General features: G+C 71.6%; 13 protein-coding genes and 1 pseudogene. 6 read left to right on the top strand and 8 right to left on the bottom strand.

Going from position 1 to position 16114, the window contains the following annotated elements:
- The first annotated feature begins 43 nt into the window (after nt 1-43).
- The gene (locus OHS70_RS32890; RefSeq protein ID WP_328403538.1) at nt 44-760 is read left to right on the top strand and encodes a GAF and ANTAR domain-containing protein; all 717 of its coding nucleotides are present in this window, start codon (nt 44-46) and stop codon (nt 758-760) included.
- 354 nt (nt 761-1114) lie between these two features.
- On the opposite strand, the pseudogene OHS70_RS32880 reads toward OHS70_RS32890, so the two are convergent.
- Nucleotides 1115-1795: pseudogene (locus OHS70_RS32880) on the bottom strand (glutathione S-transferase C-terminal domain-containing protein); the annotation flags it as partial.
- Between the two features lie 361 nt (nt 1796-2156).
- Between OHS70_RS32880 and OHS70_RS32875 the strand changes: the two are divergent.
- Nucleotides 2157-3548 carry an MFS transporter gene (locus tag OHS70_RS32875; protein WP_328403536.1) on the top strand — a complete coding sequence of 464 codons (1392 nt, stop codon included), beginning with the start codon at nt 2157-2159 and terminating at the stop codon, nt 3546-3548.
- Nucleotides 3549-3855: 307 nt separating this feature from the next.
- Here OHS70_RS32875 and OHS70_RS32870 read toward each other — a convergent pair whose 3' ends face one another.
- The 4 genes from OHS70_RS32870 to lnt form a co-directional block, all read right to left on the bottom strand.
- Nucleotides 3856-5787 (bottom strand): helix-turn-helix domain-containing protein, encoded by a 1932-nt coding sequence (locus OHS70_RS32870; protein ID WP_328403534.1) that lies wholly within the window; start codon nt 5785-5787, stop codon nt 3856-3858.
- A gap of 79 nt (nt 5788-5866) precedes the next feature.
- Nucleotides 5867-6670, bottom strand: coding sequence for a 3-hydroxybutyrate dehydrogenase (locus OHS70_RS32865; protein WP_328403532.1), 804 nt, complete (start codon nt 6668-6670; stop codon nt 5867-5869).
- 55 nt (nt 6671-6725) lie between these two features.
- Nucleotides 6726-7208, bottom strand: a complete 483-nt coding sequence (locus OHS70_RS32860) for an NUDIX hydrolase (RefSeq protein WP_328403531.1) — start codon at nt 7206-7208, stop codon at nt 6726-6728.
- Between the two features lie 44 nt (nt 7209-7252).
- Nucleotides 7253-8872, bottom strand: coding sequence for an apolipoprotein N-acyltransferase (lnt, locus tag OHS70_RS32855; protein WP_328403529.1), 1620 nt, complete (start codon nt 8870-8872; stop codon nt 7253-7255).
- 206 nt (nt 8873-9078) lie between these two features.
- Between lnt and OHS70_RS32850 the strand changes: the two genes are divergently transcribed.
- Entirely contained in the window at nt 9079-10167 is a 1089-nt protein-coding gene (locus OHS70_RS32850; RefSeq protein WP_328403527.1) for an O-antigen ligase family protein, read from the top strand.
- Nucleotides 10168-10338: 171 nt separating this feature from the next.
- On the opposite strand, the gene OHS70_RS32845 is transcribed toward OHS70_RS32850, so the two are convergent.
- Both OHS70_RS32845 and OHS70_RS32840 read right to left on the bottom strand, forming a co-directional pair.
- The gene (locus OHS70_RS32845) at nt 10339-10917 is read right to left on the bottom strand and encodes a hypothetical protein (RefSeq protein WP_328403525.1); all 579 of its coding nucleotides are present in this window, start codon (nt 10915-10917) and stop codon (nt 10339-10341) included.
- A gap of 75 nt (nt 10918-10992) precedes the next feature.
- A complete protein-coding gene (locus OHS70_RS32840) occupies nt 10993-11787 on the bottom strand; it encodes a glutamate racemase (RefSeq protein ID WP_328403523.1) in 795 nt (264 codons plus the stop codon).
- Between the two features lie 58 nt (nt 11788-11845).
- Between OHS70_RS32840 and OHS70_RS32835 the strand changes: the two genes are divergently transcribed.
- Nucleotides 11846-13018 carry a glycosyltransferase gene (locus OHS70_RS32835; protein ID WP_328403521.1) on the top strand — a complete coding sequence of 391 codons (1173 nt, stop codon included), beginning with the start codon at nt 11846-11848 and terminating at the stop codon, nt 13016-13018.
- Nucleotides 13019-13021: 3 nt separating this feature from the next.
- Here the strand turns inward: OHS70_RS32835 and OHS70_RS32830 are convergent, their stop codons facing one another.
- Nucleotides 13022-14299 (bottom strand): TerD family protein, encoded by a 1278-nt coding sequence (locus OHS70_RS32830; protein WP_328403517.1) that lies wholly within the window; start codon nt 14297-14299, stop codon nt 13022-13024.
- 253 nt (nt 14300-14552) lie between these two features.
- On the opposite strand from OHS70_RS32830, the gene OHS70_RS32825 reads away from it, so the two are divergent.
- The gene (locus tag OHS70_RS32825) at nt 14553-15008 is read left to right on the top strand and encodes a DUF6643 family protein (RefSeq protein ID WP_328403515.1); all 456 of its coding nucleotides are present in this window, start codon (nt 14553-14555) and stop codon (nt 15006-15008) included.
- A gap of 90 nt (nt 15009-15098) precedes the next feature.
- Entirely contained in the window at nt 15099-15941 is an 843-nt protein-coding gene (locus tag OHS70_RS32820) for an MOSC domain-containing protein (RefSeq protein WP_328403513.1), read from the top strand.
- The last annotated feature ends 173 nt before the right edge of the window (nt 15942-16114 follow it).

Here is a 16114-nt window from a genome sequence, read left to right as displayed (position 1 = left end):
CGCCCCATTCCGGCGGGACTGGTCTCAACAGAAGGTGTCCACAATGAATCAGCGGCTCCTCGCAAAGACCTTCGTCGAACTTGCCGACAATCTGGTCGCCGACTTCGACCTGATCGACTTCCTGCGTCTGCTGACCGACCGGTGCGTCGGCATGCTCGGCGCCAGCGCGGCCGGAGTGCTGCTCGCCGACCGGGACGGCGAACTCCGCGTCATGGCGGCCTCCGACGAACAAGTACGCCTGCTCGAGCTCTTCCAGCTCCAGAACGACGAAGGCCCGTGCCTGGAATGCTTCCGCACCGGCGCACCCGTAACGGTCCCCAACCTTCGTACGGAGGCCGACCGCTGGCCGCGCTTCGTCGCGCAGGCCCACCACAGCGGGTTCGCCGCAGTCCAAGCCCTGCCGATGCGCCTGCGGGACGAGGTCGTCGGCGCCCTCAACCTGTTCCACACCGACCCAGGCCCCTTCGACCCGGTCGGCACACCCGTCGCGCAAGCCCTCGCCGACGTCGCCACCATCAGCCTCCTGCAGCAACGCTCCACCCACCGCAGCAACGTCCTCAACGAACAGTTGCAGACCGCGCTGAACAGCCGCGTACTGATCGAACAAGCCAAAGGCAAACTCGCAGAACGCCAGGGCATCGACATGGAACAAGCCTTCACCGCACTACGCGGCTACGCCCGCGCACACAACCGCCGCCTGTCCGACCTGGCCCGCGCCTTCATCGACGGAACCGAACCCCTCACCGGCCTGACCACCTGACCACGGTCGCCGGGCCCCACTTCTGGCTTGCTCGCCGTGCATCGGGCTCGGCCCACAGCGGCTCACCTGGAGGGGGCGCCCGTGCTGAAGACGCTCCAACGCCGTCACCTACGGCGCCATCGGAACCCTCCTGGTCCTCCAGCCTGGCTGGTCGACGTCGGCCTCGTCGTATTCGGCGGCGCCCTGGCCGGCCGACTGGCGCACGAGGAACTCCCACGCGTGGCACGTACGCTGAAACGTCGAGAATGAGATACGGACCCGGAGCTGGTACGGGCATCGCCCTTGGCCCGTACGTGCCACATGACTCCGTCACCGGTCGTCAATGGGGCGTTCGGGCGAGCGAATCCGACATGCTCAGCCGAACCGGGTCGTCACCCTGTCCGGTGCGTGTGCCGCCCAGTCCAGGATCTGCACTGCCGCTCCGGCGTCCTCCTGCCCCTGGCAGTGTGCGTGGTGCCTGCGGGCGATGCCGTCGAGGTCGATGTGGGAGCCGAAGGCGGGGTGGGCGGCCAGTCGCCGCGCGTAGGACCACAGGCACGGATGGTCGGCGATGCAGCGCACTGTGGCGGCCTCCAGGTGCCAGCGGTGCACGGTGTCGAGCCGTACCAGGGTCACCCACAACTGCACATCGGCAGCGGTTAATTCGTCGCCCAGGATGTGGTCCTGACGGGTGAGCCGCCGCTCAAGTGAATCCAGTACGCGGAGCAAGGAGCCGAGGGCGGTGTCACGCGCCGTACGGTCGGTGCCGGCCTGCCCGGCGCACTGTGCGGCTTCGTTGATGCCCTGCTCACACAGACGTCCGACGGCCGCGACCTCCGCTTCGGCACCATGCGGGTACGGCGCGGGGCAGTAGGGGCCGTCGCCGCCGAAACGTCGGGCCAGGTCACGAAGGATGTCGGGGGTGTACGTGCTGACGATCCGTCCCGTCCAGTCGTCGCTGAGCACTGGCGCCGCGGCCGCTCCGGGGTACCGGTGCGAACTGGCCTCGTACAGTCGGCGCAGCGTGGAGTGTCCACCCCCGGGTTGTCCCGGCAGCCGTCGGCGAGCGCCTTGCCGATATCCCCATCCGTACGGAATGTCAAAGCTCAACGCTGCGTAGTCAGCACCAAGTCAGCACGGGAGAGGTGATCAGGGGTGCTGACGTGGGGTTTCAGGTCAGCACCGAACCAGCACGAGAATCAGCAGCGGGTCACCAAACTGTGGCGTATCGCGCGACTCCGGCAGGCCCCTTCCCTGCGCCAATTCGACCCTGCCCCAGCCCCGCACTCCCATCATGGTGGTCGCGCGCACAGCGGGCGGCCGAAGTATGGTGTCCCAGCACATGTGCCACTGACCTGCGCGTTTCTACGGTGTGGCGACACGTAAACGTCCCCGTCCCCGCTCGGAAGTGGTGACCATGGCTGCCTCGGCAACCGCTCCACCCACCCCCAGTTCACTCAAGCGCATCGTCGCCGCGAGCCTGATCGGCACCACCATCGAGTGGTACGACTTCTTCCTCTACGGCTCGGCAGCCGCGCTGGTCTTCAACAAGCTGTTCTTCCCCGGCTCCGATCCGCTCGTCGGAACCCTGCTCGCCTTCCTCACCTACGCCATCGGCTTCGCCGCCCGGCCTCTCGGTGCGCTGGTGTTCGGACACTTCGGCGACCGGCTCGGCCGGAAGAAGCTGCTGGTCCTCAGCCTGCTGCTGATGGGCGGCGCCACCTTCGCGATAGGCCTGCTGCCCACGCACGCCACCATCGGCACTGCCGCACCGATCCTGCTGACCGTGCTGCGGCTGGTGCAGGGCTTCGCGCTCGGCGGCGAGTGGGGCGGAGCCGTCCTGCTGGTGTCCGAGCACGGTGATGCCGAGCGTCGCGGGTTCTGGGCCTCGTGGCCGCAGACGGGCGCGCCCGCCGGGCAGCTGCTCGCCACCGGTGTGCTCGCCGCGCTCACCGCGCTGCTCTCGGACGCCGCGTTCATCTCGTGGGGCTGGCGCATACCGTTCCTGCTCTCCGGCGTGCTGGTGATCGTCGGCCTGTGGATTCGTCTCTCTGTCGATGAATCGCCCGTCTTCAAGGCCGCACTGGCCCAGGCCGAGGGGCGCAAGGCGGCTGCCGGTACGACGGAGAAGATGCCGCTGGTCGCCGTGTTGCGGCACCACTGGCGCGATGTCCTCATCGCCATGGGCGCGCGCATGGCGGAGAACATCAGCTACTACGTGATCACTGCGTTCATCCTCGTCTACGCGACCACCGCCGTGGAGATGAGCAAGCAGACCGCGCTCAATGCCGTCCTCATCGCCTCCGCCGTGCACTTCGCGGTGATCCCGCTGTGGGGCGCTCTCTCGGACCGCATCGGACGCCGCCCCGTGTATCTGATCGGTGCGATCGGCGTCGGTGCCTGGATGTTCCCGTTCTTCGCGCTCATCGACCGGGGGACCTTCGGTTCGCTGGTGCTCGCCGTCACCGTGGGCCTGGTGCTGCACGGCGCGATGTACGCGCCGCAGGCGGCGTTCTTCTCCGAGATGTTCGCGACCCGGATGCGGTACTCCGGAGCCTCCATCGGCGCGCAGTTCTCCTCCGTCGCCGCAGGTGCCCCCGCGCCGCTGATCGCGACCGCTCTGCTCGACGACTACGGCTCCTCGACGCCGATCGCGCTGTACGTGATCGCCGCCGCGCTGCTCACGGTGGTGGCCATCGGCTGCGCCAAGGAGACACGTCACCGCGACCTGAGTGCGGTGGACGACACTCCGGAGAGGGCGGAGGCAGCACCCGCCGCCCAGGCCACCGCGGATGCGAGCACCGCCTGACGGGTGTGTCGGGCCCAAGGAAGCGCAGGCAAGCGTGCGGAGACCGCGCGGACAGGGGTCCGCGCGGTCTCTCGCGTCGGGACGAAGGATCGGCGACGAGTTGAGCCGCCGCAGCGGAGCTGTGTCTGCCCGCGCCGGAAAGCGGCAGGCCGTGCGGTATCGCGCCGGCCCGGCAGGCGCCGGCCCCACGGGGGCTCCACGCCCGGGGTGCGAGCCGCCGCTGTGCATGCGTCGCCGTCCACCCGGGAACCGCGCGGCCCGGGCGGTTCCCGGTGCTCCCGGTGCTCCCGGTGCTCCCGGCGGACGATCAGTCCGGGGCGAGGGCCGACATCGCGTGAAGCCGCAGCGCCAGCTGGATCTCGAGCGATCTGGCCGGTGACTGCCAGTCCGCGCCCAGCAGGCGGCCGATCCGGTCCAGGCGCTGGGCCACCGTGTTCACATGGACGTGAAGATCGTCCTTCGTACGGGCCGGGCTCATGCCGCTGGCGAAGTACGCGGCGAGCGTGCCGACCAGGTCGGTGCCACGCCGCCGGTCGTAGTCGGCGACCGCGCCGATGGTGCGGTGCACATAGCCCTCGATGTCGCCCGGGTCGGCGAGCAGCAGCCCGAGGAAGCCCAGGTCCTGGGCCGCGGCGCCCTGGCCGGAGCGGCCGAGCAGCCGCAGCGCGTCCAGACAGCGGCGGGCCTGCTCGTAGGCGCCCGCTATCGGGCCGGGGGTGGCTGCCGGGGAGGCCACCGGGGACGAGGCCCCGACGGTGACCGACTCCCGCAGCGTGCCGCCCAGTTGCCGGGCGGCCTGGCGGGCGAGCTCGGCGGGGGTGTCGCCGGGGCCCAGCGGGAGCAGCAGGACGGTGCCGCCGTCCCGGGAGGCGGCGAGGCCCGAGCGGGTCGCGGCCAGATGCGAGGCGGCGGACCACAGCCGCTGCCGGTCCGCCGTCTCGCGGGCCGCCGAGTCGCGGGCGGAGCCGCCTCGCGCTGTCTCACGGGAGGCGACGTCGCGGGTTCCCGGGTCCGTGCCAGGGCCGTCGAGACGGGCGGCGAGGACCACATGGGGCGCGTCCAGGTCGGCACGCAGGCGGGCGGCCCGCTCCCGCAGGAGCACGGGGTCGCGGTCGGGCGCGTCCAGCAGGTCGTCGAGCAGTTCGCCGCGCACGCGCTGTTCGGCGTCGTGCGCCGAGCGCCGGGCGAGCAGCAGCAGCGAGGTGACCATGGCAGCGCGCTCCAGGGTGCGCTGGTCGACGGGGTCGAGGTCGGGGTGGCCGCGCAGCACGAGCGCGCCGAACACCTCGCCGCCGGCCGAGACCTCGGCTATCCAGTCCTCGCCGTGCCGGCCGGCGTGGCCGTCGGCACTGCCGGCCTCCGGCGGGCTCTCGGTGAACTCGACGGTCCCGTCGAGGACTTCGGACAGCGCGGCGGCGACGTCGTGGACGCCTCCGCCGCGCAGCACGAGCTCGGTGAGCCGGTCGTGGACCTCCGACGCCCGCTCGAGGACGCCGCTGTGATCCTGGATGATCGCGTTGGCACGCTCCAGTTCGGCAAGTGCCGAACGGGTCTCGCCGAGCAGATTCGCGGTGTCGATGGCGACGGCGGCATGCGCGGCGAACGAGGCCAGGAGCGCGACCTGTTCGCGTTCGAAGACCCGGGCACGACGGTCCGCGGCGAACAGCACGCCGATGACCTGGCTGCCCAGCATCAGCGGTACGCCGAGGATGGCGACGAGCCCCTCGTCGCTGACGGCCGCGTCGATGGAGCGGGTGTGCTCGAAGCGTGCGTCGTCGAAGTAGCTGTCGGTCACGTACGGGCGGGCGGTCTGGGCGACGAGTCCACCGAGCCCCTCCCCCATCCCGAGCCGTACCTGCTGGAAGCGCGCGGACACCGAGCCTTCGGTGACCCGCATATAGGTGTCGCCGGCCACCGGGTCGTTCAGGCTGAGGTACGCGACCTCGGTGCCCAGCAGGGAGCGGGCGCGCTGCACGATCGCCCGGAGCACGGCGTCGAGGTCGCGCAGCCCCGCGAGGTCGTGCGCGGTCTCGAAGAGCGCGGAGAGCTCCGCCTCGCGGCGCCGTCGCCCCTCCAGCTCGGCGCGCACCCGCAGCGCGAGCTGTTTGGCGTGCTCGAGCGCGGCAAGCGCCTCGGGGCCCGCGCCGCTCGCACGGGCGAGCAGCACGGGCCTGTCGTACGCCTCAGCGGCGGCGCCGCGTGCGAGGAGCTCCAGGTAGGGGGCTTGATCGTGGGACATGGACACAGGATTACCTGTCGTACGGGTGGTGGCACCAGCCCTGTGGACAACGAAGCCGGCCTATCCGCGGGACGCGCCGCTAGTGTGCGGTCCAGCCGCCGTCGAGAGCGATCGAGGTGCCGGTGATGAAGGATGCCTGTGGCGAGCACAGGTAGAGGACCGCTTCGGCGACCTCGTCCGGTTCGACGAGCCGCTTGATCGCGGAATCCTTGAGCAGGACATCGGTGAGCACCTGGTCCTCGGGCAGCGAGTGGGCGGCCGCCTGATCGGCGATCTGCTTCTCGACGAGGGGGGTGCGTACATAGCCCGGGCTGACGCACACGGAGGTCACCCCGTGCGGTGCGCCTTCGAGCGCCGCGGTCTTGGAGAGCCCTTCGAGCCCGTGTTTGGCCGCCACATAGGCGGACTTGTAGGCGGAGGCGCGCAGCCCGTGGACGGACGAGAGGTTCACGATGCGGCCCCAGCCCTGGGCGTACATGTGCGGCAGCGCGCCCCGGATCAGCCGGAACGGCGCTTCCAGCATCACGGTGAGCACGGTGTGGAAGACGTCCGGCGGGAACTCCTCGATGGGCCGGACCAGTTGCAGCCCCGCGTTGTTGACCAGGATGTCCGTACCGGCCGCGGCCGCCTCGGCGGCTTCGAGGTCGGTCAGGTCCAGGACCAGCGGTTCCAGGGCGCCCGCCAGGCCGGTGATCCCCTCGGCAAGGGAGGCGAGCCCGTCGGCGTCCCGGTCGACGGCCCTGACCTTCGCCCCGGCGGCTGCGAGCCGCAGCGCGCAGGCGCGGCCGATGCCACTCGCGGCGCCGGTGACGAGTGCGGTTCTGCCGCCGAGATCGAGCGTGACGGAGTGCGGTGCGGGACCTGAAGTGGTGGGCGCGGTCATGATGGGCACCCTAAGCAGCGATGATCCGCTGACCGATGTGGTCCCCACCCATACTTCATCGCTCGGTGGTGGGTTGGAACCATGCCGGTCCATCGGTGAGTGCCTGCTTGATCCGGAAGGTTGCGAAGGGCTTGAGCTCCGGCAGCGCGTCCAGCGGGAAGAAACCCACCTCCAGCGACTCGTCGTCATTCACCCGGGGCTCGCCGCCCACCGCCCGGCAGCGCACGGTGACGTCCATGTACTGGCACCGGTCGCCGTTGGGGTAGGTGACGGGCTTGGGCAGCGCCTGCACCAGCACGACGCGTTCCGCGACGCAGCGCACCGCCGTCTCCTCGTACACCTCGCGTTCCGCCGTGGCAGCCGGTTCCTCGCCCGGTTCCGGGATCCCGCCGATGATCGACCATGTGCCGGTGTCGGCGCGCCTGCCGAGCAGTACCTGTCCCTCGTCGTCGAGGACCACGGCACTGACGCCCGGCAGGAGCAGCAGCTGGTGTCCGGCGGTGGCCCGGATCTCTCGGATGAAGTCAGGGGTGCCCATGGCGTCGACCCTAACGGGCCCCTGCCCCGCACTCGGGCCCGGATCTAACCGGCGTCAGCGGCGCCCCGGCCGGCCTTCCGCTGCCGCCACCCGCGCACGGCCGAGACGGTGACCTTGCCGAGCGCCCCGGCCGCCAGCAGCAGCAGCGCCACCTCCGGCCAGACGCCGAGGCGCGTGGCAGGGGTCAGCGAGGAGCGGAGCGGCACCTCGGCGACCAGCGCGTCCGGCGTGAACATCTTGGTCTGCTGGACGATGCGCCCGTCCGGCATGATGACCGCGCTCACGCCGCTGGTGACGGGAACCACGACCGACCGGCTGTGCTCCACGGCCCGGACCCGGGACATCGCCAGTTGCTGGTAGGTCATCTCGCTGCGCCCGAAGGTGGCGTTGTTGCTCGGTACGGAGATGAGCTGGGCGCCGTTGGTGACGGTGTCGCGGGCCGCGTCGTCGAAGGCGGCCTCGTAGCAGGTGACCAGGCCGACCTTGGTGCCCGCGAGGTCGAAGACCCCGACCTTGTGACCGGGTCCGAAGTCGCGGCGGACGCGGTCGACGTCGGCGTTGAAGATCCGCACGAGAGGCCGCAGCGGGATGTACTCGCCGAAGGGCTGGACATGGCGCTTGTCGTACGTGTCCACCGGACCGCGCGCCGGGTCCCACTCGATGAGGGTGTTGCGGAGCTTGCCGGTCTCGGGGGTGACCACCGCTCCGACGACGGTCGGCACGCCGATCGCCTTCACCGCCGCGTCGATGACCCTGCGTGCGTCGCCGTTGCGGTACGGGTCGAGGTCGGAGGAGTTCTCCGGCCACAGGACGAAGTCCGGCTGGGGCACCTTGCCCGCCGCCACGTCGTCGGCGAGCTGCTCCGTGCGTTCGGCGTGGTTGTCGAGCACCGCACGGCGCTGGGCGTTGAAGTCGAATCCGAGGCGCGGCACGTTCCCCTGGATCGCGGCAACGGTCGCGGTGCCGTCCTCGGCGGAGTCGTCCACGAGGGGACGGGCGGCGAGACCCGCGACGACAGGGACGAGGAGACAGAGCAGGGCCACGACCGCCGTGCCGCGCGGGAGTTCGCCGGTGCGGCGCCGTACGAGCACCTGGCGGAGGGTCTCGTACAGACCGAAACCGCACAGCGCGACGGCGAAACTGAGCAGGGGTGTTCCGCCGACGGCCGCGAGCGGCAGGAAGAACCCGTCCGCCTGCCCGAAGGCGATCTTGCCCCAGGGGAAGCCGCCGAACGGCACGTGTGCGCGGACCGCCTCGCCGGCGATCCAGACGGCCGCTCCCCAGAGGGGCCACACCGGCAGCCGGGAGACCGCGGCGATCCCCACGCAGGTGACGGCGACGAACAGCGCCTCCAGCGCGGCCAGTGCCAGCCACGGCACCGGGCCGACCTCCACGCCGGTCCAGATCAGCAGGGGCAGCAGAAATCCGAGACCGGCGAGATACCCGAGACCCAGCGCTGCCCTCGGGCCCCGCCCGCGCAGGGTCCGGCCGAGCAGGGCGAACCCGGGGAGCACCAGCCACCACAGGGGCCGTGGCGGAAAGCTCAGGAAGAGCAGGACACCGGAGAGCGCGGCAGCGCCGGGCCGTACGAGCCACTGCAGCAGCGGTCGTCCGGCCGAGGGGGCCGGGCGGGTGGTGTCGACGGGGGTGATGGTGGCACTCACCTGGCGGAGTCTACGGCGGTGCGCTGTGGGCCGGGCAGTGCGGTGGGTGCCGGGCAGTGCGGTGGGTGGACTTTGCAGCAACGTTCCTGCGCATAGCGGTGCCAAACCGCCACGACTGCAGTTACCGTGTGCGCCGGCCCCCGGCCCGTCCTGATGCGCATGGGGCCCGTCATACTCTGGGGTCGGCGGGGATACGGGGGCGATGAATGGGAGATGCACCGGACGCACGGTCCGTGGCACGGGAGCGCGGCAGGGTGCCCGACGTCGCCGGTGCTGTCGTACTCGGCGCATGCGCCGTGTGGTCGCTGGTCAGCGCCGCGGGGCGGGAGTCCCGGCCCGAAGGTGTGCTGCTCGCCGTGTTCGCCGTCGCTGCGGGGTATGCGTTCGGCCGTATCTGCGCCAGCGTTCTACCGGTCGCCGCCGCCGCTGCCGCGGCACTCGGCGGGCTCGGTCTGGCGATCGCCTCCGGCCAGGGCATCCCCGGGGCCACCGCGGGCGGCGCCTCCCAGCCCGGACACACGGGTGCGACCGCCGCGCTGCTGGTGCTGGCCACGGGCGCGGCCTGCTGCGCCGCGTCGGCCGCACGTCCCGTCTGGCTGCGGCTCGCCCTGCGACTGCTGGCGCTCGCCGTGGCCTGTGTGGCCGTGGCGATCGGGTCGCTGTCCGGTGCGGTGGCCGGCCTCGCTGTTGTGCTGTGCTCGCTTGCCGCGACCCGGATCCGCCGGCGTGCCCCCGCACTGGTGGGACTGGCGCTCGCGAGCGGCCTGGTGGCCGGCACGGCCTGGGGCATGGCCGCGGATGCGCTGCCGGGCGGGCTCACGGTTTCACTCGAAGGTGCGCTCACGCCCAACCGGGTGGCGCTGTGGCACGACGCGGTGGAGCTGGCCGAAGAGAACCCTGTCCGAGGGGTCGGGCCGGAGCGCTTCGGCAAACTGAGCGCCACGGCACAGCAGTCACTCGGTTCTGACGGCAAGCCGCACTCGGCGCCGCTGCAGCAGGCGGCAGAGCAGGGCGTGGTGGGAGTGGCACTGCTGGCGGGAGCCTTCGGCTGGATCCTGCACGGCCTGTGGCGCTCGCCCCGCCCCACGGCGGTGGTCCTCGGCGCGGGCGCGGCACTCACGGCGCTCGCGTTCCTCGCGACGGTCGGCAACGCACTGAGCTTCACGCCCGTGACGGCGGGGGCGGGCCTGCTGGCAGGACTGGCGACGGCGCGCGTGGCGGGCGACGGCTGCTCCGAACGGGTGGCGGCGAGCACCGCGCGGCCGGACAGGACACAGGCGGACAGCCGCCCGTGAGAGAGCCTTCACCGAGGGAGCCACTCCGCGGCACGCGGGCGCCGGAGCCTGCTGTCGGGGCGGCGGAACACTCCACGACGCGAGACCCAGGCGGCCGGTGGTCGGCCGTCCGCGGTCGCCCGTCGTCGCCGACCGGCCGCTGATCCCTGATCGGGCACGGCGCGGGACGCGTTACGCCCCTATCGGGGTGCCGGTGCCGGTCCCGGTCCCCGTGTCCGCCCGGTTCAGGCGGTACCGGATGACCCGGACCGCCGTCTCCGCGTCGTCGACGGTCACCGTGAACGTCCTGCCGTCCGCCAGCGTGACGAGGATGCCCTCCCCACGTCGCACGATCACAGCAGTGCCCCGCTCAGGACGCCAGCGGTGTCCCCATCCTCCCCACTCCCGCGGCGTCACCTGGGGCACCACCTCGACGCCCACCACCTGGGCCAGCGGGATACGGCGGCGCGGCAGCCCCATGTGGCCGCAGCGCACCTCGAGGGCGTTCCTGTCGACCTTGACGGCGACATGGACGAAGGCGATGGTCCCGTAGAGCATCAGCAGTCCTGCCGCCACGCAGCCGATCACGGCCATCAGCAGCGGCACGATGCCCGTGGCCCAGCTGGAGTCGACGGCGAGTTCGACGCCGAGTGCCAGGCAGGCCGCACCTGCCATGGCGAGCAGCCACTGCAGACGGTTGGTCGCGCGGCCGGTCCAGACCTCGGGGACGGATTCAAGGCCGTGCCCCTGGCGATCGGAGTGGTGCCTCATGTTTAGGAGAGTACCCAGCATCCGCTGGTCGAGCAGCGGTCCCGCCACCCGGGACGGGGATTCCGCTTCTGCCCGTCAGACGGGTCGGCGGACCGAGTCGATCGCCTGCAGCAAGCGGCCTTCGGCATAGCGAAGAGCGGATTCCGGCAGTACGGCTTCCCGTCCGCTGAGCAGCACGGTGAGCCCATCGCTCGGTTCCGCTTCAGGGGCGGCGGCGATGCCGACGCGCCGCAGGGCCTGGGCGGCGACCGCACCGGCCGATCCGTGCAGCACGACGGGCGGTTCCGCGGGATCCTGCACGGCGGCCCGGATGCGCTCGGCGACCAGCTCGTAGTGGGTGCAGCCCAGGACGACGGCCCGTACACCGGCGGGAGTGAGCGCGGCCGCGGCGGCGACCGCCTTGTCGACGGCACTCTCGTCGGCCTGCTGGACGGCGTCGGCGAGCCCGGGGCAGGGGACCTCGGTGACCTCGACGGAACCGGCGAAGTCGCGGATCAGGCCGCGCTGGTAGGGGCTGCCCGTGGTGGCCGGGGTGGCCCAGATGGCGACGGGACCGCCACCGGCCGCGGCCGGCTTGATCGCGGGGACGGTGCCGATGACGGGTATCCGGGGCTCCAGCTCCGCGCGCAGGGCGGCCAGGGCGTGCACCGACGCGGTGTTGCAGGCGACGATCAGCGCGTCGGGGCCGTGGGCCACCGCTGCCCGGGCCACTGCGAGCGCACGCTCGGTGATGCCTGCGGGTGTTCGGGGGCCCCAGGGCATGCCGTCGGGGTCGGAGGAGAGGACAAGATCGGCGTCGGGCCGCAGCCGACGCACCGCGGCGGCAGCCGGGAGCAGGCCGATTCCGGAGTCCATGAGCGCGATCTTCACCCGGTCACCATAGTCGACCGCCCTTGCGGCACGACCGCCGTGGGGCAGACTGCGGCGGATGAGCGCTGTTGCTTGGACCGCCGTGGCGTCGCTTGCCGCATGGGGATGGCTGCTGCTCGGGCAGGGCTTCTTCTGGCGTACGGACCAGCGGCTGCCGCCCCGCGCGGCCCCCGTGCGCTGGCCGGATGTCGCCGTCGTCGTGCCGGCCAGGGACGAGGCCGAGGTGCTGCCGCTGACCCTGCCGTCCCTGCTGGCGCAGGACTATCCCGGACGGGCGGAGATCGTGCTCGTCGACGACGGGAGCAGTGACGGCACCGGGGATGTGGCCCGTGCGCTGGCCGGCCGGTACGGCGGACTGCCGTTGCGGGTGGCGGTTCCCGGGGATCCCCCGCCCGGCTGGACGGGAAAGCTGTGGGCGCTGCGGCACGGCATGGCGCTGGCCGGCGCCGGCGATCCGGAGTATCTGCTGCTGACGGACGCCGATATCGCCCACAACCCGGACAGTCTGCGCGAGTTGGTGGCCGCCGCCGACGCGAACGGCCTGGATCTCGTCTCCCAGATGGCGCGGCTGAGGGTCGCCAGCGGGTGGGAGCGGCTGGTGGTGCCCGCGTTCGTCTACTTCTTCTCCCAGCTGTATCCGTTCCGCCGGGTCAACAGGGCCGGGTCGCGGACGGCCGCGGCGGCGGGGGGCTGTGTGCTGCTGCGCGCCGAGAGTGCGCGGCGGGCGGACGTTCCGCGCTCGATCCACCAGGCCGTGATCGACGATGTCTCTCTCGCACGCGCCGTGCGGGAATCGGACGGACGGATCTGGCTGGGCCTCGCGGACGGGGTGTACAGCATGCGCCCGTATCCGCGGCTGGCGGATCTGTGGCGGATGGTCTCCCGCAGTGCGTACGCCCAGCTGCGCCACAGCGTGCTGCTGCTCGCCGGGACAGTGGCCGGTCTGGTGCTGGTCTATCTCGTTCCGCCCGTGGCGCTGTTCACCGGTCTGGCGACCGGCGACGGCCCGGCCGCCTGGGCCGGGGGCCTGGCCTGGGCAGTGATGACGGCAACGTATCTGCCGATGCTGGGCCACTACCGCCAGCCGCTTCTGCTCGCTCCCACACTGCCGTTCACCGCCGTGCTGTACCTGCTGATGACAGTGGACTCGGCGGTACAGCACCACCGTGGCCGGGGCGCGGCCTGGAAGGGACGTACCTACGCACGCCCCGAGGCCGCGCCCGACCGCTGAGGGTCACTTCCTGCCCGGTGTCCAGTTCATGCCCCACCCGTACGTGTAGTCGATGGTGCGCTGCGGGCTCACGCCCCGCTCGGGAACGAGGAAGCGGGCCTCGCGCTGCACGACGAGGTCGGAGCCGGTGTTGGTGATCAGCGCGAGCGAGCAGACGGTCGACGGCACGGTGCACTCGCCGAGCGAGAAGTCGATGGCCGCGCCGTTCTGGGGCTGCAGTGTCACCGTCGCGTCCAGATCGGCGAAGCTGCGGGCCCCCGCGTAGATGGTCACGAAGATGACGACGCGGCGGATCTCGTTCTTGTGATCGAGGTTGATCGTGAGGTTCTCGCCGGGCGTGCCGCCGGTGCGGTCGTCGCCGTCGAGATGGATGTACGGGGGCTGGTGGAGCGCGCCGAAGGCGTTGCCGAGGGCCTGGACGACGCCCTTGCGGCCGTCGGTCAGTTCGTACAGGGCACACAGGTCGAGGTCGAGATCGCCGTGCATGGCGACGGCCCGGCCGAGCTTGGCCCCCCAGCCCTGGAACTGCTTGCGTACCTGCCAGCTGAGGTTGACGCGCATCGCCCCGGAGGTGCCGCCCTGCTTGGTGAGGGAGACGGACGGGGCGTCCTTCGTCAGGGTGACCTTGGTGAGACGTACGGGCGCGGGCGGAGCGGTGGCGGCCGCTCCGGGCGGGGGCGGCGGCGGGGGTGCCATCGGGGCGGGCGGTACAGGGGCGGCGACGGGCGGTGCGGGAGGCGGTGGCGTCGGCTGCTGCGGTTCGTCGACCGTGATGCCGAAGTCCGTCGCCAGTCCCGCGAGTCCGCTCCCGTAGCCCTGGCCCACGGCGCGGAACTTCCAGGCGCCCTGGCGCCGGTAGAGCTCTCCGAGGACGAAAGCCGTCTCGACCGTGGCGTCGGCGCTGTCGTACCGCGCGATCTCGGCCCCGGACGCCGCGTCGAGCACCCTGATGTGCAGCCCCGGGACCTGGCCGAAGGTGCCGCCGTCGGCCGACGCCGCCAGCACGATCGTCTCGATCGCGCTCTCCACCCGTTCGAGGTCGACCGTCACCGCGTCGGTCACCGAGTCCGCCGTGGTCTGCTTCCCCTCGTAGTGCACGGCGCCGGAGGCATGGTCGGGCTGGTTGTAGAAGACGAAGTCGGCGTCCGATCGGACCTTGCCGGAGGCAAGGAGGAGCGCCGACGCGTCGACGTCCGGCACCCCTTGCCCCGCTCCCCATCCCAATTCGACGCGAACGCGCTGCGCGGGCACCGAAGTATTGGCCCCTTTAAGCATGGGCATGCTCGCCCCCATCTCGAGTCTCGGTCACCTGGAAGTTCATTTTGGGCTTCAACCTATTGCCCAGACCCGCTCGGCGACCCACCGACCCATCGGTAACCCGCTCTCAGCTCGCCCTTTACAGGATTCATGCGCTGCGGGACGACCGTTTTTGCCAGATTCGCTCACATTAGGGATCCACCGTCACTCACAGCTGCAGAAACAACCCTCTTATCGGGCTCCCCAACCAGCACATCGTGGGCTTAACTTATGTGCCATGACCTCCCCCCGCTCCACCTATGGCGGCGGTTACTACTCCGCGCCGTCGTTCCCCGACACCCCGATCTACGACTCCCTGGTCGCGGAGCGGGGCACGCCTCAGATCGCCCCGATCCGAGTGCCTGCCGCATACGACACCGGCAACAGCTACCTGCCGGCGCTCCCTGCGGCGCTCCCCGCCCTTCCGGCGGGCCCCTCTCCCGCCTACGGCTATCCCCAGCCGATGTATCAGCCCATGCAGCAGCCCGTCCCGCTGCAGCAGGCGCCCGCTCCGTACATCCCGCAGCAGGCGGTCGCACCGCGGGGCTACGCGCCCACGCAGTACCAGTCGCAGCCGTCGCGTCCGGTGCCCACCGGCTACGAAGCCATGCGTCCCGCCGCGGCACGTCCCGCCCCGGCGCCCGCACCCTACGAGGACCCGTACAACCGCCCGTACCAGAGCCGGGGGTACTGACGGGCCGGGCCGGCTTTTTTTGACCGGCCCGACTGACTGGTCGGACAGATCTGCCGACCGCCTGACGGTGCCGGGTGTCACCATGGGGCCATGTCCGAGCCTGTCGTGCATTCACTTCATGTCCACCCGGTCAAGTCATTGGCGGGGTGCGCGCCCGGTGAGGCGGTCGTGGAGCCGTGGGGGCTTGCAGGAGACCGCCGTTGGGCACTGGTCGACGCATCGGGCACGGTCCTCACCCAGCGCCGGTATCCGCGCATGGCCCCGGCGCGGGCCGAGCCGCTGCCCGGCGGCGCCATCCGGCTGACCGCACCGGGGCAGGTGCCGCTGACCGTCGCCGTGCCCGAGCCGCGGGACACGGTGGTCACGGACGTCTTCGGGGACAAGGTCGAGGCGGTGCCCGCCGAGGGGCCTGCCGACGACTGGTTCAGCACGTACCTCGGTGCGCAGGTCCGGCTGGTCCATCTCGACGACCCCGCCCACCGGCGTCCGCTCGATCCCGCGTACGCCCGCGCCGGGGAGACGGTCCATTTCGGCGACTCCTCACCGCTGCTGCTCACCACCCTCACCTCGCTCGACGCCCTCAATTCCCTCATCGCACAGGGCGATCACGCCGACGAGGGTCCGCTGCCCATGACCCGGTTCCGGCCGAACGTCGTGGTGGCGGGCACGGCACCGTGGGCCGAGGACGGCTGGCGGCGCATCGCCATCGGCGGGGTCACCTTCCGGGTGACCAAGCCCTGCGGCCGCTGCGTCATCACCACGACCGACCAGCGCACCGCCGAGCGCGGCAAGGAACCGCTGCGCACGCTGGCCCGTCATCGCCGCATCGGCGACCGGCTCGCCTTCGGCCAGTACCTCGTGCCGGAAGTGCCGGGACCGATCCGCCAGGGCGATGCGGTCACCGTTCTCGACGATGCGCCGGCCACGCCCTGACGCACCCGCCGGCCTGCGAAGCACCGTCCGTGCGCCCCTCGGCGGGGAACCCCGCACGAGACGGCCGCGTGCGACCGGTGACGCGGCCGCACCGCAAGGGTGACGTAGCTCTCTCTTCTCTCAACCCGCCCACATGCAGAGCCTCTCCGGGATATTACGGAACGGACACGGAA

Source organism: Streptomyces sp. NBC_00390 (assembly GCF_036057275.1).
Classification (GTDB): domain Bacteria; phylum Actinomycetota; class Actinomycetes; order Streptomycetales; family Streptomycetaceae; genus Streptomyces.
This window is presented reverse-complemented; position numbering and strand designations above follow the sequence as displayed.

Excerpts from the sequence above, each read along its gene's own strand:
- OHS70_RS32890 (WP_328403538.1), top strand. The coding sequence starts at position 44 with ATGAATCAGCGGCTCCTCGCAAAGACCTTCGTCGAACTTGCCGACAAT.
- OHS70_RS32875 (WP_328403536.1), top strand. The coding sequence starts at position 2,157 with ATGGCTGCCTCGGCAACCGCTCCACCCACCCCCAGTTCACTCAAGCGC.
- OHS70_RS32870 (WP_328403534.1), bottom strand. The coding sequence starts at position 5,787 with ATGTCCCACGATCAAGCCCCCTACCTGGAGCTCCTCGCACGCGGCGCC.
- OHS70_RS32865 (WP_328403532.1), bottom strand. The coding sequence starts at position 6,670 with ATGACCGCGCCCACCACTTCAGGTCCCGCACCGCACTCCGTCACGCTC.
- OHS70_RS32860 (WP_328403531.1), bottom strand. The coding sequence starts at position 7,208 with ATGGGCACCCCTGACTTCATCCGAGAGATCCGGGCCACCGCCGGACAC.
- OHS70_RS32850 (WP_328403527.1), top strand. The coding sequence starts at position 9,079 with ATGGGAGATGCACCGGACGCACGGTCCGTGGCACGGGAGCGCGGCAGG.
- OHS70_RS32845 (WP_328403525.1), bottom strand. The coding sequence starts at position 10,917 with ATGAGGCACCACTCCGATCGCCAGGGGCACGGCCTTGAATCCGTCCCC.
- OHS70_RS32835 (WP_328403521.1), top strand. The coding sequence starts at position 11,846 with ATGAGCGCTGTTGCTTGGACCGCCGTGGCGTCGCTTGCCGCATGGGGA.
- OHS70_RS32830 (WP_328403517.1), bottom strand. The coding sequence starts at position 14,299 with ATGCCCATGCTTAAAGGGGCCAATACTTCGGTGCCCGCGCAGCGCGTT.
- OHS70_RS32825 (WP_328403515.1), top strand. The coding sequence starts at position 14,553 with ATGACCTCCCCCCGCTCCACCTATGGCGGCGGTTACTACTCCGCGCCG.
- OHS70_RS32820 (WP_328403513.1), top strand. The coding sequence starts at position 15,099 with ATGTCCGAGCCTGTCGTGCATTCACTTCATGTCCACCCGGTCAAGTCA.